The organism is Chitinophaga sp. SVR4-12A, assembly GCF_056754765.1.
Genome location: NZ_JBPGWP010000001.1, coordinates 1,354,805 through 1,373,764 on the forward strand (window position 1 = coordinate 1,354,805; position 18,960 = coordinate 1,373,764).

The 18,960-nt window shown below is 51.3% G+C and carries 13 protein-coding genes and 2 pseudogenes; all 15 read right to left on the reverse strand.

Annotation, left to right across the window (positions count from 1 at the left end; genetic code table 11):
- Positions 1 to 3: 3 nt before the first annotated feature.
- The 15 genes and pseudogenes from nuoL to ACR9Y8_RS05495 all read right to left on the reverse strand — a co-directional run bounded on the left by nuoL (position 4) and on the right by ACR9Y8_RS05495 (position 18,837).
- Positions 4 to 1,893: an NADH-quinone oxidoreductase subunit L gene (nuoL, locus tag ACR9Y8_RS05425; RefSeq protein WP_481212221.1), complete on the reverse strand. Its 1,890-nt coding sequence runs from the start codon at positions 1,891 to 1,893 to the stop codon at positions 4 to 6.
- A 150-nt stretch (positions 1,894 to 2,043) separates the two neighbouring features.
- A complete protein-coding gene (nuoK, locus tag ACR9Y8_RS05430; protein ID WP_481212222.1) occupies positions 2,044 to 2,352 on the reverse strand; it encodes an NADH-quinone oxidoreductase subunit NuoK in 309 nt (102 codons plus the stop codon).
- Positions 2,349 to 2,876 carry an NADH-quinone oxidoreductase subunit J gene (gene nuoJ / locus ACR9Y8_RS05435; RefSeq protein WP_481212223.1) on the reverse strand — a complete coding sequence of 176 codons (528 nt, stop codon included), beginning with the start codon at positions 2,874 to 2,876 and terminating at the stop codon, positions 2,349 to 2,351. Before nuoJ ends, nuoK begins: the two co-directional genes overlap by 4 nt.
- Entirely contained in the window at positions 2,873 to 3,388 is a 516-nt protein-coding gene (gene nuoI, locus ACR9Y8_RS05440) for an NADH-quinone oxidoreductase subunit NuoI (protein ID WP_481212224.1), read from the reverse strand. Before nuoI ends, nuoJ begins: the two co-directional genes overlap by 4 nt.
- An 11-nt stretch (positions 3,389 to 3,399) precedes the next feature.
- The gene (gene nuoH / locus ACR9Y8_RS05445) at positions 3,400 to 4,350 is read right to left on the reverse strand and encodes an NADH-quinone oxidoreductase subunit NuoH (protein ID WP_481212225.1); all 951 of its coding nucleotides are present in this window, start codon (positions 4,348 to 4,350) and stop codon (positions 3,400 to 3,402) included.
- Between the two features lie 145 nt (positions 4,351 to 4,495).
- Positions 4,496 to 7,192 carry an NADH-quinone oxidoreductase subunit NuoG gene (gene nuoG, locus ACR9Y8_RS05450; RefSeq protein ID WP_481212226.1) on the reverse strand — a complete coding sequence of 899 codons (2,697 nt, stop codon included), beginning with the start codon at positions 7,190 to 7,192 and terminating at the stop codon, positions 4,496 to 4,498.
- The gene (gene nuoF / locus ACR9Y8_RS05455) at positions 7,173 to 8,447 is read right to left on the reverse strand and encodes an NADH-quinone oxidoreductase subunit NuoF (RefSeq protein ID WP_481212227.1); all 1,275 of its coding nucleotides are present in this window, start codon (positions 8,445 to 8,447) and stop codon (positions 7,173 to 7,175) included. The genes nuoG and nuoF overlap by 20 nt, the downstream gene beginning before the upstream one ends.
- Positions 8,448 to 8,575: 128 nt before the next feature.
- Complete coding sequence (gene nuoE, locus ACR9Y8_RS05460) at positions 8,576 to 9,040, reverse strand: NADH-quinone oxidoreductase subunit NuoE (protein ID WP_481212228.1); 465 nt, start codon at positions 9,038 to 9,040, stop codon at positions 8,576 to 8,578.
- A 27-nt stretch (positions 9,041 to 9,067) separates the two neighbouring features.
- Positions 9,068 to 10,813, reverse strand: coding sequence for an NADH-quinone oxidoreductase subunit C/D (gene nuoC / locus ACR9Y8_RS05465; protein WP_481212229.1), 1,746 nt, complete (start codon positions 10,811 to 10,813; stop codon positions 9,068 to 9,070).
- A gap of 10 nt (positions 10,814 to 10,823) precedes the next feature.
- Positions 10,824 to 11,462, reverse strand: coding sequence for an NADH-quinone oxidoreductase subunit B (locus ACR9Y8_RS05470; protein ID WP_481212230.1), 639 nt, complete (start codon positions 11,460 to 11,462; stop codon positions 10,824 to 10,826).
- 410 nt (positions 11,463 to 11,872) lie between these two features.
- Entirely contained in the window at positions 11,873 to 12,349 is a 477-nt protein-coding gene (locus tag ACR9Y8_RS05475; RefSeq protein WP_481212231.1) for an NADH-quinone oxidoreductase subunit A, read from the reverse strand.
- Between the two features lie 200 nt (positions 12,350 to 12,549).
- The gene (locus tag ACR9Y8_RS05480) at positions 12,550 to 12,993 is read right to left on the reverse strand and encodes a CBS domain-containing protein (RefSeq protein WP_481212232.1); all 444 of its coding nucleotides are present in this window, start codon (positions 12,991 to 12,993) and stop codon (positions 12,550 to 12,552) included.
- Positions 12,994 to 13,385: 392 nt separating this feature from the next.
- On the reverse strand, positions 13,386 to 15,194 hold the full coding sequence (locus tag ACR9Y8_RS05485; protein WP_481212233.1) for a glycoside hydrolase family 35 protein: 1,809 nt from the start codon (positions 15,192 to 15,194) through the stop codon (positions 13,386 to 13,388).
- 141 nt (positions 15,195 to 15,335) lie between these two features.
- Positions 15,336 to 17,032, reverse strand: a pseudogene (locus tag ACR9Y8_RS05490) (GMC oxidoreductase).
- A gap of 108 nt (positions 17,033 to 17,140) precedes the next feature.
- A pseudogene (locus ACR9Y8_RS05495) lies at positions 17,141 to 18,837 on the reverse strand (GMC oxidoreductase).
- Positions 18,838 to 18,960: the final 123 nt, after the last annotated feature.

The window sequence follows — 18,960 nt, forward strand, 5'->3', positions numbered from 1 at the left end:
TTTTTAAACGTAAACTCTCCAGATAAGTACGCTCAGTATTACTACCGCTCCTATTACCACGCCCATTACATAATAGCGCAGTATACCATTCTGCGTACGGGCCAGTATATCATGGAACCATTGCGTAATAGCGGCGATGGAAGTATAGATACGGTCAACGATATCACGGCGGTTCATGCGGGCGGTCTGCACAAAGGGCTGTACAAACAGGGCATTGTACGCATCATCAAAAGCCCAGCCCTTCATCCAGAACTCACGCAGCCATTGCATAAAAGGCATCTGTGCAAAACGCTTCATACCCTCCGGCTGCCGTATCACCCACAACCAGGCAATATAAATGCCCAGGAAGGTAAGGCCTGCGGCCAGTAGCTGGGAGGTCCACTCCAGCGCTGCAGACTCCTGCAGCAGGTGTACAGAAGGCAACATGGGCTGCAGGAAGTTGCTGAACAGCGTAACATGCCCCAATGTATGCGGCAGCTCTATAAAACCTGCCACCGTGCTCAATACCGCCAGTATGTACAGCGGTATCATCATAGCGGGACCAGGCGTATGCGGATGCTGGTGGTTTCTCGCTGCTCCATAGAAGGTAAGGAACACCATGCGAAATGTATACATGGCCGTAAGAAAAGCGCCTGTAATAGCGCATACCCAGTACAGCGAATGCCCCTGCGCCGACGACCAGGCCAGCCACACGATCTGGTCCTTACTATAAAAACCGGAAGTAATAAAGGGGATAGCCGCCAGCGATGCAGACCCAATCAAAAACACCCAATACACTGCAGGCAATTGCTTTCGCAGCCCGCCCATCTTCATCATATCCTGTTCATGGTGCATGGCCACGATCACAGCCCCCGCGCCCATGAACAACAATGCTTTAAAGAAAGCATGTGTTACAAAATGAAAGATAGCGGCCGACCATGCGCCTACTCCCAGCGCCAGGAACATATATCCTATCTGGCTGATAGTAGAATAAGCCAACACCCGCTTGATATCCCGTTGCACCAGCGCGCTGCAGCCCGCCAGTAATAAAGTGACAGCTCCTACAATGGCAACGCCAGTCTGCGCAGCCGGCGCTAATTCAAACAAAGTATGCATACGCGCTATGAGGTACACCCCTGCCGTTACCATGGTGGCCGCGTGTATCAGCGCGCTCACCGGTGTAGGGCCTGCCATTGCATCGGGCAACCAGGTTTGTAAGGGCAATTGTGCCGACTTACCTACCGCCCCGCCCAATAACAGGAAAGCTATCCATACCACCGTTGCATCGCCCGTTGCCCACAAAGTGGGTGCTTTATCCAGGATGCCCTGGATCTGCAAACTGCCTGTGAACTGGAACAGCATAAACAATGCAATGGCCATCGCCGTATCGCCTACACGCGTCACCACAAATGCTTTACGGGCTGCATACCCATTGGCCGGATCCTTATACCAGAAACCGATCAGCAGGTAGCTGCAGAGGCCAACACCTTCCCATCCGAAATACAGCAACAGCAGGTTATCAGCCAATACCAACATCAGCATAGCCCCTACAAATAAATTCATACATGCGAAGAAACGGCCGTAATCCGCATCTTCTGCCATGTAGCCGGTAGAATATATATGGATCAGGAAACCTACAAAGGTGATCACAAACACAAAGCAGAGCGACAACGCATCCAGCCGCAGATCAGCCCCTGCGCTGAAAGTACCCGCCTGCATCCACTCCCACAAGTGTTGCGTGGCGCTGGTCTGGCCCGATTGCATAAATTCAATCCCCAGCATGATGGTCAGCAATGCGCTCACGCCAATGCTGCCACAACCGATAATGGAAACAGCCGCACGGGTAAAAACACGCCAACCCAGTATGAGCATCAGTGCGGAAAAGAATGGCAATGCGGGTATTAACCAAAGCATAACAAAAAGTTTGAGGTTTGAAGTTTGAGGTTTGAAGTAAGTTCGATGTTTGAGGTTCATGAGAAGTATGTCAACAAGGCAGATATACTTGTGCGAAACATCTAACCTCTAACTAACTTCAAACCTCAAACTTCCAACCTCAAACCAAAATTATCCCTTCATCCTGCTCGCTTCATCACTATCCAGCGATTTCAGCTGATGATACAGCTGCAGGATCAGCGCCAGGCCTACAGACACTTCTGCCGCGGCCATAGACAGGATGAACATAAACATCACCTGTCCGTCGGGTTGTGCCCAATGCGAGGATGCCACGATGAAGGCAAGCCCGGCCGCATTCAGCATGATCTCTACCGACAGCAGCATAAAGATCATATTACGGCGTATGAGTATGCTGATCAATCCCAGTACAAACAGGATCCCTGCCAGCGTCATACCTGCGGTTGTAGGATGTATGTTCATGATACTTTACTTTCAAGAAAACGGTGTAAGATCTTTTTCTTCTGGCGACCCAGGTGATATGCACCTACGATGCCAGCCATCAGCAGCATGGCGCTTAGCTCTACCGCCAGCATATACGGCCCGAACAGGCTGCGCCCTACTTCCTTGGGTGCTATCGGCGTAATCCCGGTAGCAGGCGCTTTATGCTGTGCAATGAGATAGGCCAGCTCTATCAGCAATATCAGGCAAAGAAAGGCAGGCAGGATCCACATACCTGGCTTTAGCCATTTCTTTTCATCGCGTGTGGTCTCCGCCCCCAAATTCAGCATCATTACAAAGAAGATGATCAGCACCATGATAGCGCCTGCATAAATGATCACTTCCAGCGCAGCCATGAACGGTGCGCCATACAGGTAGAAGATTACCGCTATGGATAACAGCGACACGATCAGGTACAGCAGCGCGTGCATGATATTGAAACGCGTGATCACCATCACGGTGGAGAAAACGGCAATAGCCGCAGCTATATAGAATGCAATGCTCATGGCAACAGGCTTTTAATGTCAACCGGCGGTTCTTCCTGTTCGGCTTCCCCTTTGTCTTTCCCCTGGATAGACATACCTGCCACACGATAATAATTATAGCCAGGGTATTTGCCCTGGCTGTTGATCAGCAGGTCGTCTTTTTCATACACCAGGTTCTGGCGGTTGTATTCCGCCATTTCAAAATCAGGTAACAGTTGTATAGCGTAGGTAGGGCACGCTTCTTCACAGAAACCGCAAAAGATGCAGCGCGAGAAATTGATACGGAAGAACAATGGGTAACGCCGCCCGTCTTCTGCTTCAGTAGCCTGTAATGAGATACAGTCTACCGGGCAGGCAGCAGCGCACAGGTAACAACCCACACAGCGCTCTCCTCCATCCGGATCGCGGGTCAGCGCGATACGTCCACGCCAGCGCGCCGGTAAAGGCGCTTTGTGTTCAGGATACTGGTATGTTTCCCTTTTATGGAACATATGCAGGAAAACCAGCCACATACTGCGCAACAAACTAAACATGATCATTAATTTTACAGAAGTAATTTAATAGCTGCCGTTATCATCAGATTGAGCAGCGACAAAGGAAACAGGATCTTCCATCCGTATTCCATCAGCTGATCATATCTTGGCCGCGGCATGGAAGCGCGCAGCAGGATGAACAGCATGATGAACACAAAAGTCTTCAGCACAAACCAGATCACCGGCGGCAGAAAAGCAGGGCCCAGCCATCCGCCGAAGTACAATGTTACCACCATAGAAGAGATGAGCGTAATGCCCATGTATTCGCCAATGAAGAACATACCGAACTTCATCCCGGAGTATTCAGAGTGAAAACCGGCCACCAGCTCGCTTTCTGCCTCCGGTATATCGAAAGGCAGCCGGTGCGTTTCAGCGATGCCTGCTACCAGGAAAATGAAAAATCCTACACACTGCGGCAGGATATACCAGCCGCCGCGCTGTGCCTCCACGATCTCCCGCAGGTTGAAGGAACCACTGAGCACTACTACGCCCATGAGCGACAAACCCATGAACACTTCATAGCTGATCATCTGCGAAGCGCCACGCATAGCGCCCAGCAAGGCGTATTTATTATTAGACGCCCATCCGCCCAGCACAATGCTATATACCCCCATGGAAGACATGGCCAGGAAGAACAGCAAGCCTATATTCAGGTCGGCCACCATCACATTCGGCGCGAAGGGAATGATGGTAAAGCTCATGAGCACACTGGCCACTACCACTGCCGGTGCAAATACAAACACGACCTTATCTGCAAAGGGCGGTATCCAGTCTTCCTTGAAGAATAGCTTGATCGTGTCCGCCAGCACAATGAACAGCCCGAAAGGCCCTGCACGGTTTGGTCCGTAACGGTCCTGCCACAGGGCCAGGGCCCTGCGTTCCAGCCATATCAGCCCGGCTGCGGTGTTCAATATTACGAACAGTACGCCGCCAATAACCAGCCAGTATTGTCCTGTGCTCATAATTTATAGTTTGAGGTTTGAAGTTTGAAGTTTGAGGTTCATGAAGCGTTTGAAGCCCAGGATAATTGTTCCAGGAAGATACACTTGTCAGGAACCTTTAACCTCTAACTAACTTCAAACCTCAAACTTCAAACCTCAAACCTTGTTATACCTTCGCCATTTGCGGCATATCTACTATCCCCGTTCCCGGCAATCCTGCCGGTAAGCCTGCCATGCCGCGTTGCAGGGCGGGGTTGATCTTCACCATGAATGTATATGGATGACCATCGATCGCGATCTGTAGCTGATGCTGCTCTGCCACCTGGTAACGCTTCGCGTCTTCAGGGCTCAGCATGATGTAAGGCGCAGGCATCCGTTCTGCAATACCCGGTGTGTGTACGCTCAGCTCTTCTGATCCGTAGATATGATATAAGGGCACTAATTGCAGGTGCCCGGCGCAGGGCACAAAATGGCCCGGCACTTCGGTAAAGAAGGTAAGCTGACCATTGCCGCCCGGCTCTATCAGTCGCAGACCAGGGTCACCATCATGCAGGGAGCCGCCTATCTCTTCCTGGAATTTGTTAATAGCCTGTACAGAGTTCCATCCCGGCCACCAGAAGAAGGGGATCACCGAAGAAGGGGGTTCTCCGCGATATCCCTCCATCGTGAAAGAAAGCGGCGTATCGCCATCTACCGGCGGCTTGGGCTCACTCACATTGATGTTGGCCAGCATGGCGGTCCTGCCGCTGTAGCGATGCGGCTCACGCGGTATTTTTTGTCCGGCGATCCGGAAATCCGCCGGAGGCGTCAGCTTGTCTATCCCTGCAAAGCAGCGTACCTGTTGTGTCAGCGCGTGGATCACATCATCAAGGAACTCCATCTTCCGCAACCTTTCACAGTTGGTCACCCGGCCCACTTGCAGCAGCCAGCGCCAGCTTTCCTGGATCCCGGAAGTAGCAGGCGCATATACCTGCAGAAAGCGTTGTGCCCTGCCTTCATTATTCACCATCGTGCCGTCTGATTCTGCAAAAGTGCCTGCAGGCAGCAGTACCGTTGCCTTTTCAGCAGTAGCGTTATAAAGGTGATCTATCAATATTACTTCTTTGCAGCGGCGGAAAAAGTTATCCGCCACATGTTTATCCAGCTTCCGGTAAAGATCGTTCTCCAGTATGATCACGGTATCGGCCTCTCCGTTCATCACCACGTTTACAGCAGAATCCAGGCGAAGGCCGCCCAGCATTTCAAGTCCCATACTGTTACATTCCGGGGTGGTGAGCACCAGCATGGAAGGTTTTGCATGTTGATGCAGCGCTTCGCAGATATTGGACGCCGCGCGCAGCACTCCTTCGAAGGCGCTGCCGTAACCGGCGATGATCAGTGGACGCGCAGCATTCATCAATGCAGCTGCCATCTGGTCTACCAGCTGATGTTCTTCTTCTGTAAGGTTGTTGATCTCAGCAAGTGGCGCACCCAGCTGACGGGCCAGCGCAAAGCCAATGCGGGCAATAGTTTCCGGCGCGGTATAGTAGGTCCTGGTAGCCAATTCATCCAGCTTGGTAGGCTGTACGTTCAGAATAAAACAGGGACCGTGCTTGTCCTGCATGGCCTCCCGCAGGGCCGCATCCTGCCAGTCCATTACGTGGGCAGTGTTCATGGCTTCCTGTGCGGGCTGGCGGTTCACGGCCTGCCTTACAGACAACGCCATCATCGGCGCTGTGTTCAGCAGGTCTTCTCCCAATATCAGCACGGCATCGGCGGTAGCCGCTTCCTGCATGGAAGGCGTGCGTACGTGGCCCTGCCGTAATATCTTCAATGCAAGCGTGGTAAGATCATGTTCTGTGTCGCTCATGCCCAGGTAAAAATGATCCCGCCCTACCAGCTGCTGCAGTGCGAAATTAGATTCCAGCGAGGCGCGCGGAGAGCCAATGCCGATCACCTTTCCCGACGCAAGTTTATCTTTCACCTGCTGCAGGGCTTCGGCGGTTCCAATAACCGTATCCGTAAGGCCGCGTACAGCCGCCTGCTTTATTCTTCTGTCACTGTTCACAAATTCATAACCATAGCGCCCGCGGTCGCAGAGGAAATAACCATTCACCGCACCATTATAGCGCGTAGTGATCTGCCGCAATGAACCGTAACGTTCACCGGCAATGATATTGCAACCCAATCCGCAGCCCTGGCATACGGACGGTGCATAAGTCATATCCCATTTGCGGGTATAATGCTGTTTGAGTGTTTTATCCGTAAACACACCTGTCGGGCATACTTCCGCGAGATTACCACTGAACTCGCTTTCCAGGATCCCATCCTGGTGCCGTCCGAAGTACACGTGGTTATGCGCCGCAAATACATCCATGTCCTTACCGCCTGCAAAGTCCTTATAGAAGCGCACGCAGCGATAGCACTGGATGCAGCGGTTCATTTCATGGTTCAGGAAAGGGCCCAGGTACTGGTTCTTATGTGTACGTTTGGTGAAGTGGTAGTTGCGATAGCTATGTCCTGTCATCACAGTCATGTCCTGCAGGTGGCAGGAGCCGCCTTCATCGCATACCGCACAGTCATGCGGGTGATTGGTCATCAGCCAGCCGATCACCTGTTCGCGGAAAGCGGCGGCTTCTTTATCGCTGATGGATAAACGCAGTTGGTCTTTTACCGGCTCCATGCACGACATTACCAGGCGTCCCTTTGTATCCTGCTCATCCTTGAAGGTTTTTACCGCGCACTGGCGACAGGCGCCTACAGAGCCCAGCGCCGGGTGCCAGCAGAAATAAGGCAGGTCCAGTCCCAGCGACAGGCAGGTTTCCAGCAGGTTCCTGCCTTCCTTTACCTGGTAGGTCTTACCGTCAATGTGTATAATTGCCATACGGACATTTTTTTTCGTGAACATGCTGTTCAAAATCTTCCCTGAAATATTTCAGCGCACTTTGCAAAGGTTCCATAGCGCCGGGCGCCAGCGCACAGAAAGTATTACCAGGGCCTAAAAGGCGTGTGTGCAGGTCCAGCTGCTCCAGGTCGGCTTCTGTGCCTTCTCCCCTTTCCAGGGCATATAATATCTTTTCTGTCCAGGGCAGGCCTTCCCTGCACGGCGTGCAGAACCCGCATGATTCCTGGGCAAAAAAATGTTCAAGGTTATGTACAAAACCTACCGGACAGGTATGATCGTCCAGCACCACCATGGTGCCTGTGCCCAAACGGCTACCAGCGGCGGCTACAGAGGTAAAGTCCATCGGCACATCCAGGTGGGCCGCGGTGAGAAAATCAGTAGAAGCGCCGCCGGGTAAAGCGCCGCGGAAGTTATAGCCATGCTGCATACCGCCTGCATGCTCTTCCAGCAGCTCGCGCATGGTAACACCCATGGGCAGTTCCCAGGCGCCGGGTTTATTTACGCGCCCGCTCACGCCGTAGATCTTCGTACCCCCGTCGCCGGTACGGCTGAGCGACTGGAACCAGGCAACGCCTTTATTCACAATATGCGGGATAAAGCAAAGGGTCTCTACATTATTAACTATAGTAGGCTTGCCAAACAAACCGCTGATCTGCGGAAAGGGCGGCTTGGCGCGGGGCACGGCCCGCTTGCCTTCCAGTGAGTTCAGTAAGGCGGTTTCCTCTCCGCACATATAGCGACCCACGCCCGTGTGCAAATGCATTTCAAGATGAAAGCCTTTGCCTAATATGTTATTGCCCAGATAACCGGCTGCATAAGCTTCTGCAATGGCCCTGCGGATCTCCTGGGCAGCCTGTTTATAGGCCCAGCGCAGGAACACAAAAGAAGTAGTGGCCTGTATTGCATACGCGCTGATGATCATGCCTTCTAACAGCTGGTGAGGATTACCTTCCAGCAGCCAGCGATCTTTAAAGGTGCCCGGTTCCATTTCATCTGCGTTGCAGATCAGGTATTTGGGCCCTTCTACATTCATCGGCACAAAGCTCCATTTCATACCGGTACTGAAACCTGCGCCTCCCCTGCCCCGCAGGTTTGACTCCTTTACGAGGGCCGTTATTTCCTGCGGCGTCATTTCCATGGCCTTGCGTAATCCCTGGTAACCGCCGGTGGCTTCGTAGGTCTTAATGTCGAGCGACACGCCGGGCTTGATGTTGGATGTTAGTGGAGCCTCCATTTTTACATGTTTGAGGTTTGAAGTTTGAGGTTTGAGGTTCGTTAGAAGTTTGAAGTTCAAGGTATATGTTCCAGGCAAACATACTTGTCCGGAACCTCCAACCTTTAACTAACTTCAAACCTCAAACTTCAAACATATTTATCTAAAATATCCTTAAGCATATCCTTGTTAAGATCTCTGTACAGATCGGCATCAACCATCAGTGCAGGCGCATGGTCACAGGTTCCGAGGCAGGCATTGGGCAATAAGGTAAAACGCCCGTCGGGTGTGGTTTGGCCGTATTTGATCTGCAAATGATCCATCAGCGCCTGTTTGAGATCTTCGTATCCCATCACCCAGCAGCTGATGCTGTCGCATACCAGGATCACATGCCTGCCTACCGGCCGGCGGAAGATGAGGTTATAAAACGTCGCCACGCTGTCTACCTCGTCTGCGCTCATACCCAGCAGGGCGGCAATATCGTGTACATTCTCATCGCTTACCCAGCGCCGCTCCTGCTGCACGATCTTCAAAGCCTCTATCACCGCCGCCTTCTTTACAGGCACCTGTTGCAGCTCATGTTCGATCTTTGATATTTCTGTTTGTGTCAGCATATAATAAAAGGTCAGTAAGTAGCTTGTTCATCGGTCGATATCAGCCAGCACATAATCCATTCCGCCCAGGATAGACAACAGATCCGCCACGGTATAACCACGGCTGATGTATGGGACCATCTGCATGTGCGGGAATGAAGGTGTGCGCACTCTCACCCGGTAGGGAGATGTGTTGCCATCGCTGACCAGGTAATACCCGTTCCATCCCTTCGTAGCCTCAATACAGCTCATAGCTTCGCCGGCGGGTATTACAGGCCCCCAGCTTACGTTCAGGAAGTGGTGGATCAGCGTTTCAATATCGTGCATGGTGTATTGCTTCACGGGTGGAGTGGCCAGGGGATGGTGCGATTTAAAATCGCCTTCCGGCATAAACTCCAGGCATTGTTCAATGATGCGCAGGCTTTGCCGCATTTCTTCCACGCGCACCAGCGCACGGTCGTAACAATCGCCGTTGGCAGCGGTGGGCACTTCAAAGGCGAAGTTCTCATAACCGCTGTAGGGGCGCATCTTGCGCATATCCCATTCCATGCCGCAGGCACGGAGACCGGGACCTGTTACGCCCCAGTCGATCGCTTCTTCCAGTGTATAGATGCCGATGCCCACGGTACGCGCTTTGAACAGCGCATTCTGCATCACCATCTTATCATATTCCCGTAGTTTGGGAGGGAAGTATTTCACGAAATCGCGCACCATTTTATCCCAACCCCGGGGCAGGTCTTGCGCTACGCCGCCAATGCGGAACCAGTTTGGATGCATACGGCCGCCGCAAACAGCTTCGATGATCTCGAAGATGCGCTCACGGTCAGTGAACATGTAGAACACGGGCGAGAGCTGCCCTACGTCCTGTGCAAAGGTGCCGTACCAAACCAGGTGGCTGGCAATACGAAATAGTTCACAGAGCATCACCCGGATCACCTGTGCCCTTAAAGGCACTTCTATCCCTGCCAGCTTTTCTACGGAAAGCAAATAGGCCAGGTTATTCATCACGCCACCCAGGTAATCTATACGGTCTGTATAAGGAATATAAGTGTGCCAGGACTGCCGTTCGCCCATCTTCTCTGCACCGCGGTGGTGAAAGCCGATATCGGGCACGGCGTCTACAATATCTTCACCGTCCAGCTGCAGGATGATGCGCAGTACACCGTGCGTGCCGGGGTGCTGCGGACCGATATTCAGGAACATAAAGTCTGAATCCTCGCTCTGCCGTTTCAGCCCCCATTCTTCCGGGTTGAATTGCAGGGCCGCCTGTTCTTTGTCCTCCTTCTCTTCGAACAGCCGGAAAGGGCCCATTTCCGTAGCGCGTGCAGGATGTTCTTTGCGCAGGGGATGTCCTTCCCAGGTAGGCGGCATCAGTATGCGTTTCAGCAGCGGATGCCCGTCAAAGCGGATGCCGAACATATCGAACACTTCCCGCTCGTACCAGTTGGCAGCGGGCCAGGTGTGGGTGATGCTTGGTAGTGATGGGTATTCTCCGCGGAGTCCTGTTTTCAGGCGAAGGAACTGGTTGCGCTCGAAAGAGAAGAGATGGTATACGACGGTGAAATCAAAGGGTGCATGTCCGTTCTGAGGTCTTTTATACGCACGCTCATCGATGGCCGTGAGGTCGTAGAGCATGCGGTAAGGCATTGATATTTCTGATTTTAAGAATTGGAGGATGGTGACGTTCTTGTCTGACGGCATCCATAATGTAAGGGTACCGTCCCTCGCCACCTCATCTTTAAAGGTATGTTCCCCGAAACGGGAGCGTAACTGTGTTGTGATATCTTCGATCATTGTTGCTATTTCATATTTCGTCAGGTGTTTTGAATTGCGTCATTTGCTGCCGCTGATCGCGCAACACCTCTTTCATGGATATCTTTTCAGGCCTGATCACGCCCTGGTCGCCGATGGTCCAGCTAAGCGGGCGTTTTTCCTTACCGACGGAATCACGTAATAACATCAGGCCCTGCATGAAGGCATCGGGCCGTGGAGGACAACCGGGCACATATACATCTACGGGCAGGAATTTGTCTACGCCCTGCACTACGCTGTAGATATCATACATACCACCGGAATTGGCGCAGGAGCCCATGGAGATCACCCAGCGGGGCTCCATCATCTGTTCATACAAACGCTTGATAATAGGCGCCATTTTAATGAATACGGTACCGGCGATGATCATCACGTCTGCTTCACGGGGCGTGCCGCGGATCACTTCCGCACCGAAGCGGGCCACATCATATTTAGGCGTCATGGAGGTAGCCATTTCCACAAAACAACAGGAGAGGCCGAAATGGAAGGGCCAAAGGGAGTTCTTACGGCCCCATGCCAGCAGCCGGTCTACAGAACTTAATATCATGCTTTGCTGCATGGCCTCTTCGAGTGATCCATTACCGTTTACTTTACCGGTATGATCCTGCGCTTTGCTTAACCACCAGTCCATAATAAAAATTATTACGAATTACAGATCATCATGCAACATCGCGCTGCATGAAAACTCAAAAAATGTTGGAGAGATAAACGCTGTAGTGATTCAATGACAAACAGCAACACAAACAACAAATGGCGATCCCATTCGTAATCCGTAATTGTCTGATCGTTATTGAGTCCTGTTCCTGGCTGTAGAAGATGTACCAGTCGTTTTTTGTAACAAGATCCATTCTGGCTGTTGAGGAAAGTATGGCCAGTCTTATTATTAGATCCGTGGAATAAAAATTAATACCGTTCGCTTTTCAGCTAATCCAGATATCTAGTCGTAAGTCGTTAGTCGTTAGTCGTTAGTGTACCAGTGCGTAGTTTGTATTTGCCTCAATTACTAACGACTTACGACTGATGACTTACGACTAATCACTTTTATCCTTTAGCGGGTTGCGTGGTGTGCAGCGGCGGTAAACCAACATCCGTCTGCCTGCCCTTGCGCAGCTTCTTATATGCCCGCAGTATCTTTTTGCCGTCCGGCCCGAAATCCAGCGCACCATTGCGCCATTCGTAGATCAGCACTACCAGGAGGATAAAGATGAATATGCCCACTCCTATATAGCCTGCCCAGCCTAGTTCTTCAAAAGCAATGGCCCATGAGATAATGAAAACCGTTTCAATATCAAAAATCACAAACAACATTGCAATAAGGTAAAATTGGGAAGGGAAGCGTAAACGTGCAGATCCGGTAGAGAGGATACCGGATTCATAGGCCTCGCCCGTAGCGCGGTCTTTATGCCGCTCTCCGAGCACATAGGACAGACCCAGTATGGCACCAACCAGTACCAGTACGATGGCCCCGAATACGAGGAAGGGCCACAGGGGAGCCGTTTCAACTACTGAACCTTGCAAAATATATCGCCCTCCAAGCGATTAAAATTCAGTCCTTAATCTGTCAAAAAGCAATTTGCTAAGCTACCGTTAATTTCCTGACGCCTATTCTTAAACCCTACAATACGCTGTTGGCAGGCGAAAGATATCCTTACGGTATCGGATATATGTTATGAATTTACAAAAAATTATTCAAAACATCAATACCCGGATTTTTTTCCTCAGGTATGTGTGCCGTTAATATAACATTCCAGGTTATTGATAATATAACGCTGTTCATCTATGATAAACTTCACCACGTCACCTATGGATATAAGGCCTACCAGCCTTTGTTGCTCATCTGTCACCGGCAGGTGGCGGATACGTTTGTCTGTCATTTTCACCATACAGTCTTCAATCGACTCGTTCTCTGTTACTGTAATTGGGCGCTCCGTCATGATCTCCCGGATCAGGGTTTCCTTAGAAGCCCTTCCTTTCAATATCACCTTGCGGGCATAATCGCGCTCGGAGAAAACGCCCAGGAATTTGTCCCGTTCGTCTACTACCAGTAATGCGCCCACATTTCTTTCAACTAAAACCACCAGTGCATCATACACGGTATTATCCGGATGGATGGTGTAAACTGCGTGTCCTTTAGATTGCAGGATGTTGCGTACTGTTCCCATAACGAGGCCGTTTTTAGCGTTGAGAGTCGTAAGTAGTCCGTGATTTGTGGTTAATTGCCAGTCGGTAATGAAAGGTAGTTATTGCTCGGTTACTGTTGATGAAAAAAGACTACTTATCGTAAGTTAAGTGTTTCCTTTGGAAAAAGCAAATGCAGTTAAGTAAAGGTTGTCAGTTGACAGTTGTCAGTTGACAGTTGTTAGTCGTTAGTCGTTAGTCATTAGTCGTTAGTGCGTGCGGCAGTTATATAAACCAGGGACTAACAATAGTAAAAAAAATACCATCTGACAACTGATAACTGACAACTGATAACTGACAACTGATAACTGACAACTGACAACCTCACTAACAACTAACGACTAATGACTAACGACTAATGACTAACGACTAAAAATTATTCCAGCGTCCTCGCCCCGCTTACCGAAGCGGGCGCCGTTTGATGCAGGTCAAATACCACGATCTCATTCGTCCCTTTTTTCAACCAGGGAGCCGGGCAATACAGGCGTTTTTGAGGGCCTATCTCCCAATATCTGCCCAGGTTATGGCCATTTACCCAGATGACGCCCTTTTTAAGCCCTGAAACATCTATATAGGTGTCTGCTACCCGCGAGAGCTTAAACGTGCCTTTAAGGAACTGTCCGGGCCTTTCCTGGGCACCGCTGGTCGACTTCAGCCCCTGCACATATTCCTCCGTCATCGGCAGGCCGAATACCTCCCAGTTCATCAGCGTCATGCCGTTCAGCGTTACACGGTCGGTAATGCCCTTACGGTCTATCAGCTGCTGCGCAAAATTGATACGGCCCATGCCTTCCACCAGGATCTCCAGCACAGGGTCCTTCACATCCGTTTTGGGCAGATCGATGCTGTTCTCTCCCAGCCGGCGGTCTATCTTGCCGATGTACCGGCCGTTCAGGAACACAGTCGCGTAGTCATGCAGCTCTGTTACCTGCAGCCTGCCGCTCTTGTGCCCGATCAGCGTGGTGCGGTACAGCATAAACCCATAGTCCTGCCCGTAAGCCTCAAAAGCTTTAGGCTGTACAGAAGGCACCGCCTGTGGGAGATGTTCCCATACACTGGTAAAAGGGATCAGCGGAATAGCCGGGATGGTGATCGTAGGAATGGGCGCGGGGATCTTCAACGGCGCTTTCCCGGAATAGGAGGCGATCAGCTTGCGCAGCTCCATATATTTTGGCGTAGCATTGCCTTGCTCATTAATTGGCGCATCATAATCATAGCTGGTGAGGTCCGGCTCATAGCCCTTGCCTCCCGAGTTAGCCCCGGCAGAGAAGCCGAAGTTGGTGCCGCCGTGGACCACATACAGGTTGAAAGAATGTTTCTTATCCATCAGGAACTTCACTTCCCGGAGGATCCCTGCAGGATCAGGCCTGGCCCATTTTTCGCCCCAGTGTGTCAGCCATCCCGGGTAGGACTCGCTGCTGAAAGCAGGCACATCCGGGTTCTGGCGATTGGCGGCGGCGAAGTCGGCATCAGAGCTGCCGGAGTCAAGACCGATGGCAGCGCTGTCTACCGTTCCGGCTTCCAGCATAAAGGCCGTCGGACCATCCGCGGTATAAAAAGGTACATCTATGCCGTTCTGCTGCCATAGTTCTTTCAAACGGCGCAGGTATTGTTTGTCGTTACCATAGCTGCCGTACTCATTCTCCACTTGTACCATAATAATGGGACCTCCCTGTGATACCAGCAGCGGCTTCACCTGGGCCGACAACGCTGTTACATAACGCTCCACGGCCTCCATATAACGGGGATCCATGCAACGCACCTTGATATCCGGCGTACGCAGCAGGTAAGGCGGCAATCCGCCAAACTCCCATTCCGCACATACATACGGACCGGGACGCAGCAATACCCACATCCCTTCTTCCTGCGCCAGTTTAATGAATGCAGCGATGTTATGGTTGTCGCTGCTGAAATCGAAATGGCCCGGCTCCTGCTCCTGGTAATTCCAGAACACATAAGCCGCTATCGTATTACAACCCATAGCCTTCGCCATCTGTATACGGTGTTTCCAGTACTGATGCGGGATACGCGCAGGGTGCATCTCACCGCTGATGATCTGGAAAGGCTTGCCATCCAGCAGGAATTCTGATTTAGCTAATTCAAATGTGTGTTTGCGCTGTGCAGAAACAGGGCTTGCGATCCAGCAGGCTAACAACAGCAGGTGCCCTAGTAAAATTTGCTTCATTATTACCGATTAATAAGTTTGAGGTTTAAAGTTTGAGGTTTGAAGTTTGTTAGACGTTAAATGTTTTATGCAAGCAGTCTTGCCGTCGACTTTTAACCTGTAACGAACTTCAAACCTCAAACCTAGAACCTCAAACATTTATTAAATATTCCCCTTCTTCAACTCACTCACCGCATGATCACATGCCCTTGCTGTCAAAGCCATATACGTAAGAGAAGGATTCTGACAGGCAGAAGAAGCCATGCAGGAACCGTCTGTTATAAAGACGTTCTTCGCCGCATGCACCTGGTTCCAGCCATTCAGCACAGACGTCTTCGGGTCTTTACCCATACGGGCGGTGCCCATTTCATGGATACAGTGGCCGGGAGGCGGCATTTCATCAAAGCCGCTCACGTTCTTCAGTCCTGCCGCTTCCAGCATTTCCTTGGCGCTCGCCAGCATATCTTTCCGCATGGCCAGCTCATTCTCCTTAAACTCACAGTCGATATCAAGGGTGGGCAGACCGTACTTGTCTTTTTTATTTTTGTTCAGTGTGACCTTATTCTCGTAATAAGGCAGATGCTCTCCCCAGGAGCCGATGCTCATATCCCAGGGACCTAAGGCCAGCTGCGATTCCTTGAAGTCTTTACCTACCCCGTCTACCCCGGGGATACCGCGGCCACGGCCCGCGCCGCCCTGGTAGCCGAAACCACGCACATAATCCTTTTGTTTGGTAGTGTCGCTCACATTACGGAAACGCGGGATGTAAATGCCATTAGGACGACGCCCGCTGCTATAATACTGATCTTCGAAACCTTCATACATGCCCCATGCGCCCACGCCAAAATGGTGGTCCATCAGGTTATGGCCTACCTGCTCGCTATCATTGCCAAAACCATTCGGGAAACGTTTGGAGATAGAATTCAACAGGATAAAGCTGGTGCCCAGGGTAGAGCCATTCAGGAAGATCACCTTTGCGTAATAGTCTACGGTCTGCATAGTGTGGGAATCCAGCACCCGTACACCGGTGGCTTTACCTTTGGCTTCGTCGTAGATCACTTCCGTTACGATGCTATCCGGGCGAAGGGTCAGGTTACCGGTGGCCGCTGCGGCAGGCAGCGTAACGCCGTTGCTGCTGAAATACCCGGTGAAGGGACATCCGCGGGCGCAGAGGTTACGGTATTGGCATTGGCGGCCGTTATGCGGTTTGGTGGCATGCGCTGCACGCCCCATGGTGATGATACGGTCCTTATATTTTTCTTTGATACGGGCGGCTACATGCTTCTCCAGGCAGTTCATCTCCATAGCAGGGAGGAACTCGCCATCCGGCAGCTGGGGCAGTCCTTCCGCCTGACCGCTTACGCCGATGAATGACTCTACATAGAGTACCAGGGCGCAAGATCCTTGTAGCGGATCGGCCAGTCTACCCCATGTCCGTCTTTTGCATTGGCAGTGAAATCAATATCGCTCCAGCGGTACGCCTGGCGGCCCCACATGAGGGAACGGCCACCTACCTGGTAACCCCGCAGCCAGTTGAAAGGCTTGATCTCGTTATAGGGATTTTCCTTATCGTTCACCCAGAACTGTTGCGTCGCCTCGTCAAATGCGTAGCAACGGCTCTGAATAGGGAAATTCTCCTTCATTTCATTGGTAAACTGTAAACGGTGGGCGAACTCCCAGGGCGCCTTCATGGCGGTTTTATAATCTTCCACGTGTTTTACATCACGTCCCCTTTCAAGTACCAGTGTTTTGAGCCCCTTCTCACACAGTTCCTTGGCGGCCCAACCGCCGCTGATTCCTGAACCTACTACTATGGCGTCGTAGGTGTTTTCCTGTTGTGCCTTAATGTTGAGATGCATAGCTTGTATTAGTTGTCAGTTGTAAGTTGTCAGTCGTAAGTAAATGCAGCGAACATTATCTTCGCTATAATCACTGACGACTGACAACTTACAACTGACAACTATGTTTTAAATATTCCCTTTCTTCAATTCCTTCACCGCGTAATCCGCTGCCCTGGCGGTTAACGCCATGTAGGTCAGTGATGGGTTTACACAGGCGGCAGAGGTCATACAGGCGCCATCTGTTACGAACACGTTCTTTACTGCATGCATCTGGTTCCAACCATTGAGGATGGAGGTTTTAGGATCGCGGCCCATACGTGCGGTGCCCATCTCGTGGATGGCCATACCGGGGAAAGAGCCGTTGTCGTAGGTCTTGATGTCTTTAGCGCCTGCTGCTTCCAGCATTTCGGCGGCATCGTTCATCATGTCCTTACGCATTTTCATTTCGTTCTCTTTGAACTCTGCGTCGAACTTCAGTACTGGTTGTCCCCAGGCGTCTTTCACAGAGTTATCGAGCGTAACGATATTGTCTTCATAAGGCAGGCATTCGCCGAAGCCACCGAGGCCCATGCTCCAGTTGCCGGGCTCTGTGAGCATATCCTTGAAGTCTTTACCTACGCCCATTTCAGCTATGCCGCGTGCCCAGCTGCTGCGGCTGGCGCCACCCTGGTAGCCAAAGCCACGGAGGTAATCGCGTTTGTCGGAACCGATGTTGCGGTAGCGCGGTACATAGATACCGTTGGCGCGGCGGCCGTAGAAATATTTATCATCAAACCCTTCCACAGTGCCGGAAGCGCCGGTACGGAAGTGGTGATCCATCAGGAATTACCCAGTACGCCGCTATCGTTGCCCAAACCGTTCGGGAAACGTTTGGAGATAGAGTTCAGCAGTACGAAGGTGGTGCCCAGGGTAGAGCCGTTCACAAAGATGATCTTTGCGTAATACTCCGTCATCTGCTTGGAGTGCTTGTCTATCACTCTTACACCGGTAGCTTTACCTTTTGCTTCATCGTAAATAATGGAATTCACGATGGAATCAGGCCTTAAGGTCAGGTTGCCGGTGGCTACGGCTGCAGGCAGCGTAGACGATTGCGTGCTGAAATAAGCGCCAAAGGGACAACCGCGGCTGCACAGGTTACGGAACTGGCAGGCGGTACGACCGGGCAAAGGCTTGGTGATGTTAGCCACACGGCCCATGGTGATCTTACGGCCGGCGAACTTTGCTTCCACTTTTTTCTTAACATCTTCTTCCACGCAGTTCATGGGCATAGCGGGCATGAATTGTCCGTCGGGCAGCTGGGGCAGGCCTTCTGCCTGGCCGCTGATACCGGCGAAGCGCTCTACATAATCATACCAGGGCGCGATATCCCTGTAACGGATCGGCCAGTCAACAGCAATGCCGTCTTTCAGGTTGGCCTCAAAATCAATATCGCTCCAGCGGTAAGACTGGCGGCCCCACATAATGGATTTACCGCCTACGATATCAGGACGGTACCAGTCAAACCTTTTTACTTCGTTATACGGACTTTCAATATCCTTGATCCAGTATTTTTCGTTATGCTCGCTGTAGGGATAGTCGCGTTTCAGCTTGGGATGCGTTTCGCGCTGCTCTACCGTGATACGGCCCCTATGCGGGAACTCCCAGGGATCTTTTGTTGCCGTGTCATAATCTTTTACGTGTTCCAGTTTCTTGCCGCGATCCAGCATTAACACTTTCAGACCCTTTTCGGTCAGTTCTTTGGCAGCCCAGCCGCCGCTTACACCCGAGCCTATTACAATGGCGTCAAATGTATTCTGATCCTGCGCTTTTATATTCAGATTCATGGAATTCAATTGAGGAATCAGCCGCTAGCTGCTAGCTATTAGCACCTAGCTGTTAGCTGAAGGTTACAAATAATAAATAAGATCACAATTACCGGAGGCAAACCGCATTAACTAATAGCTAAA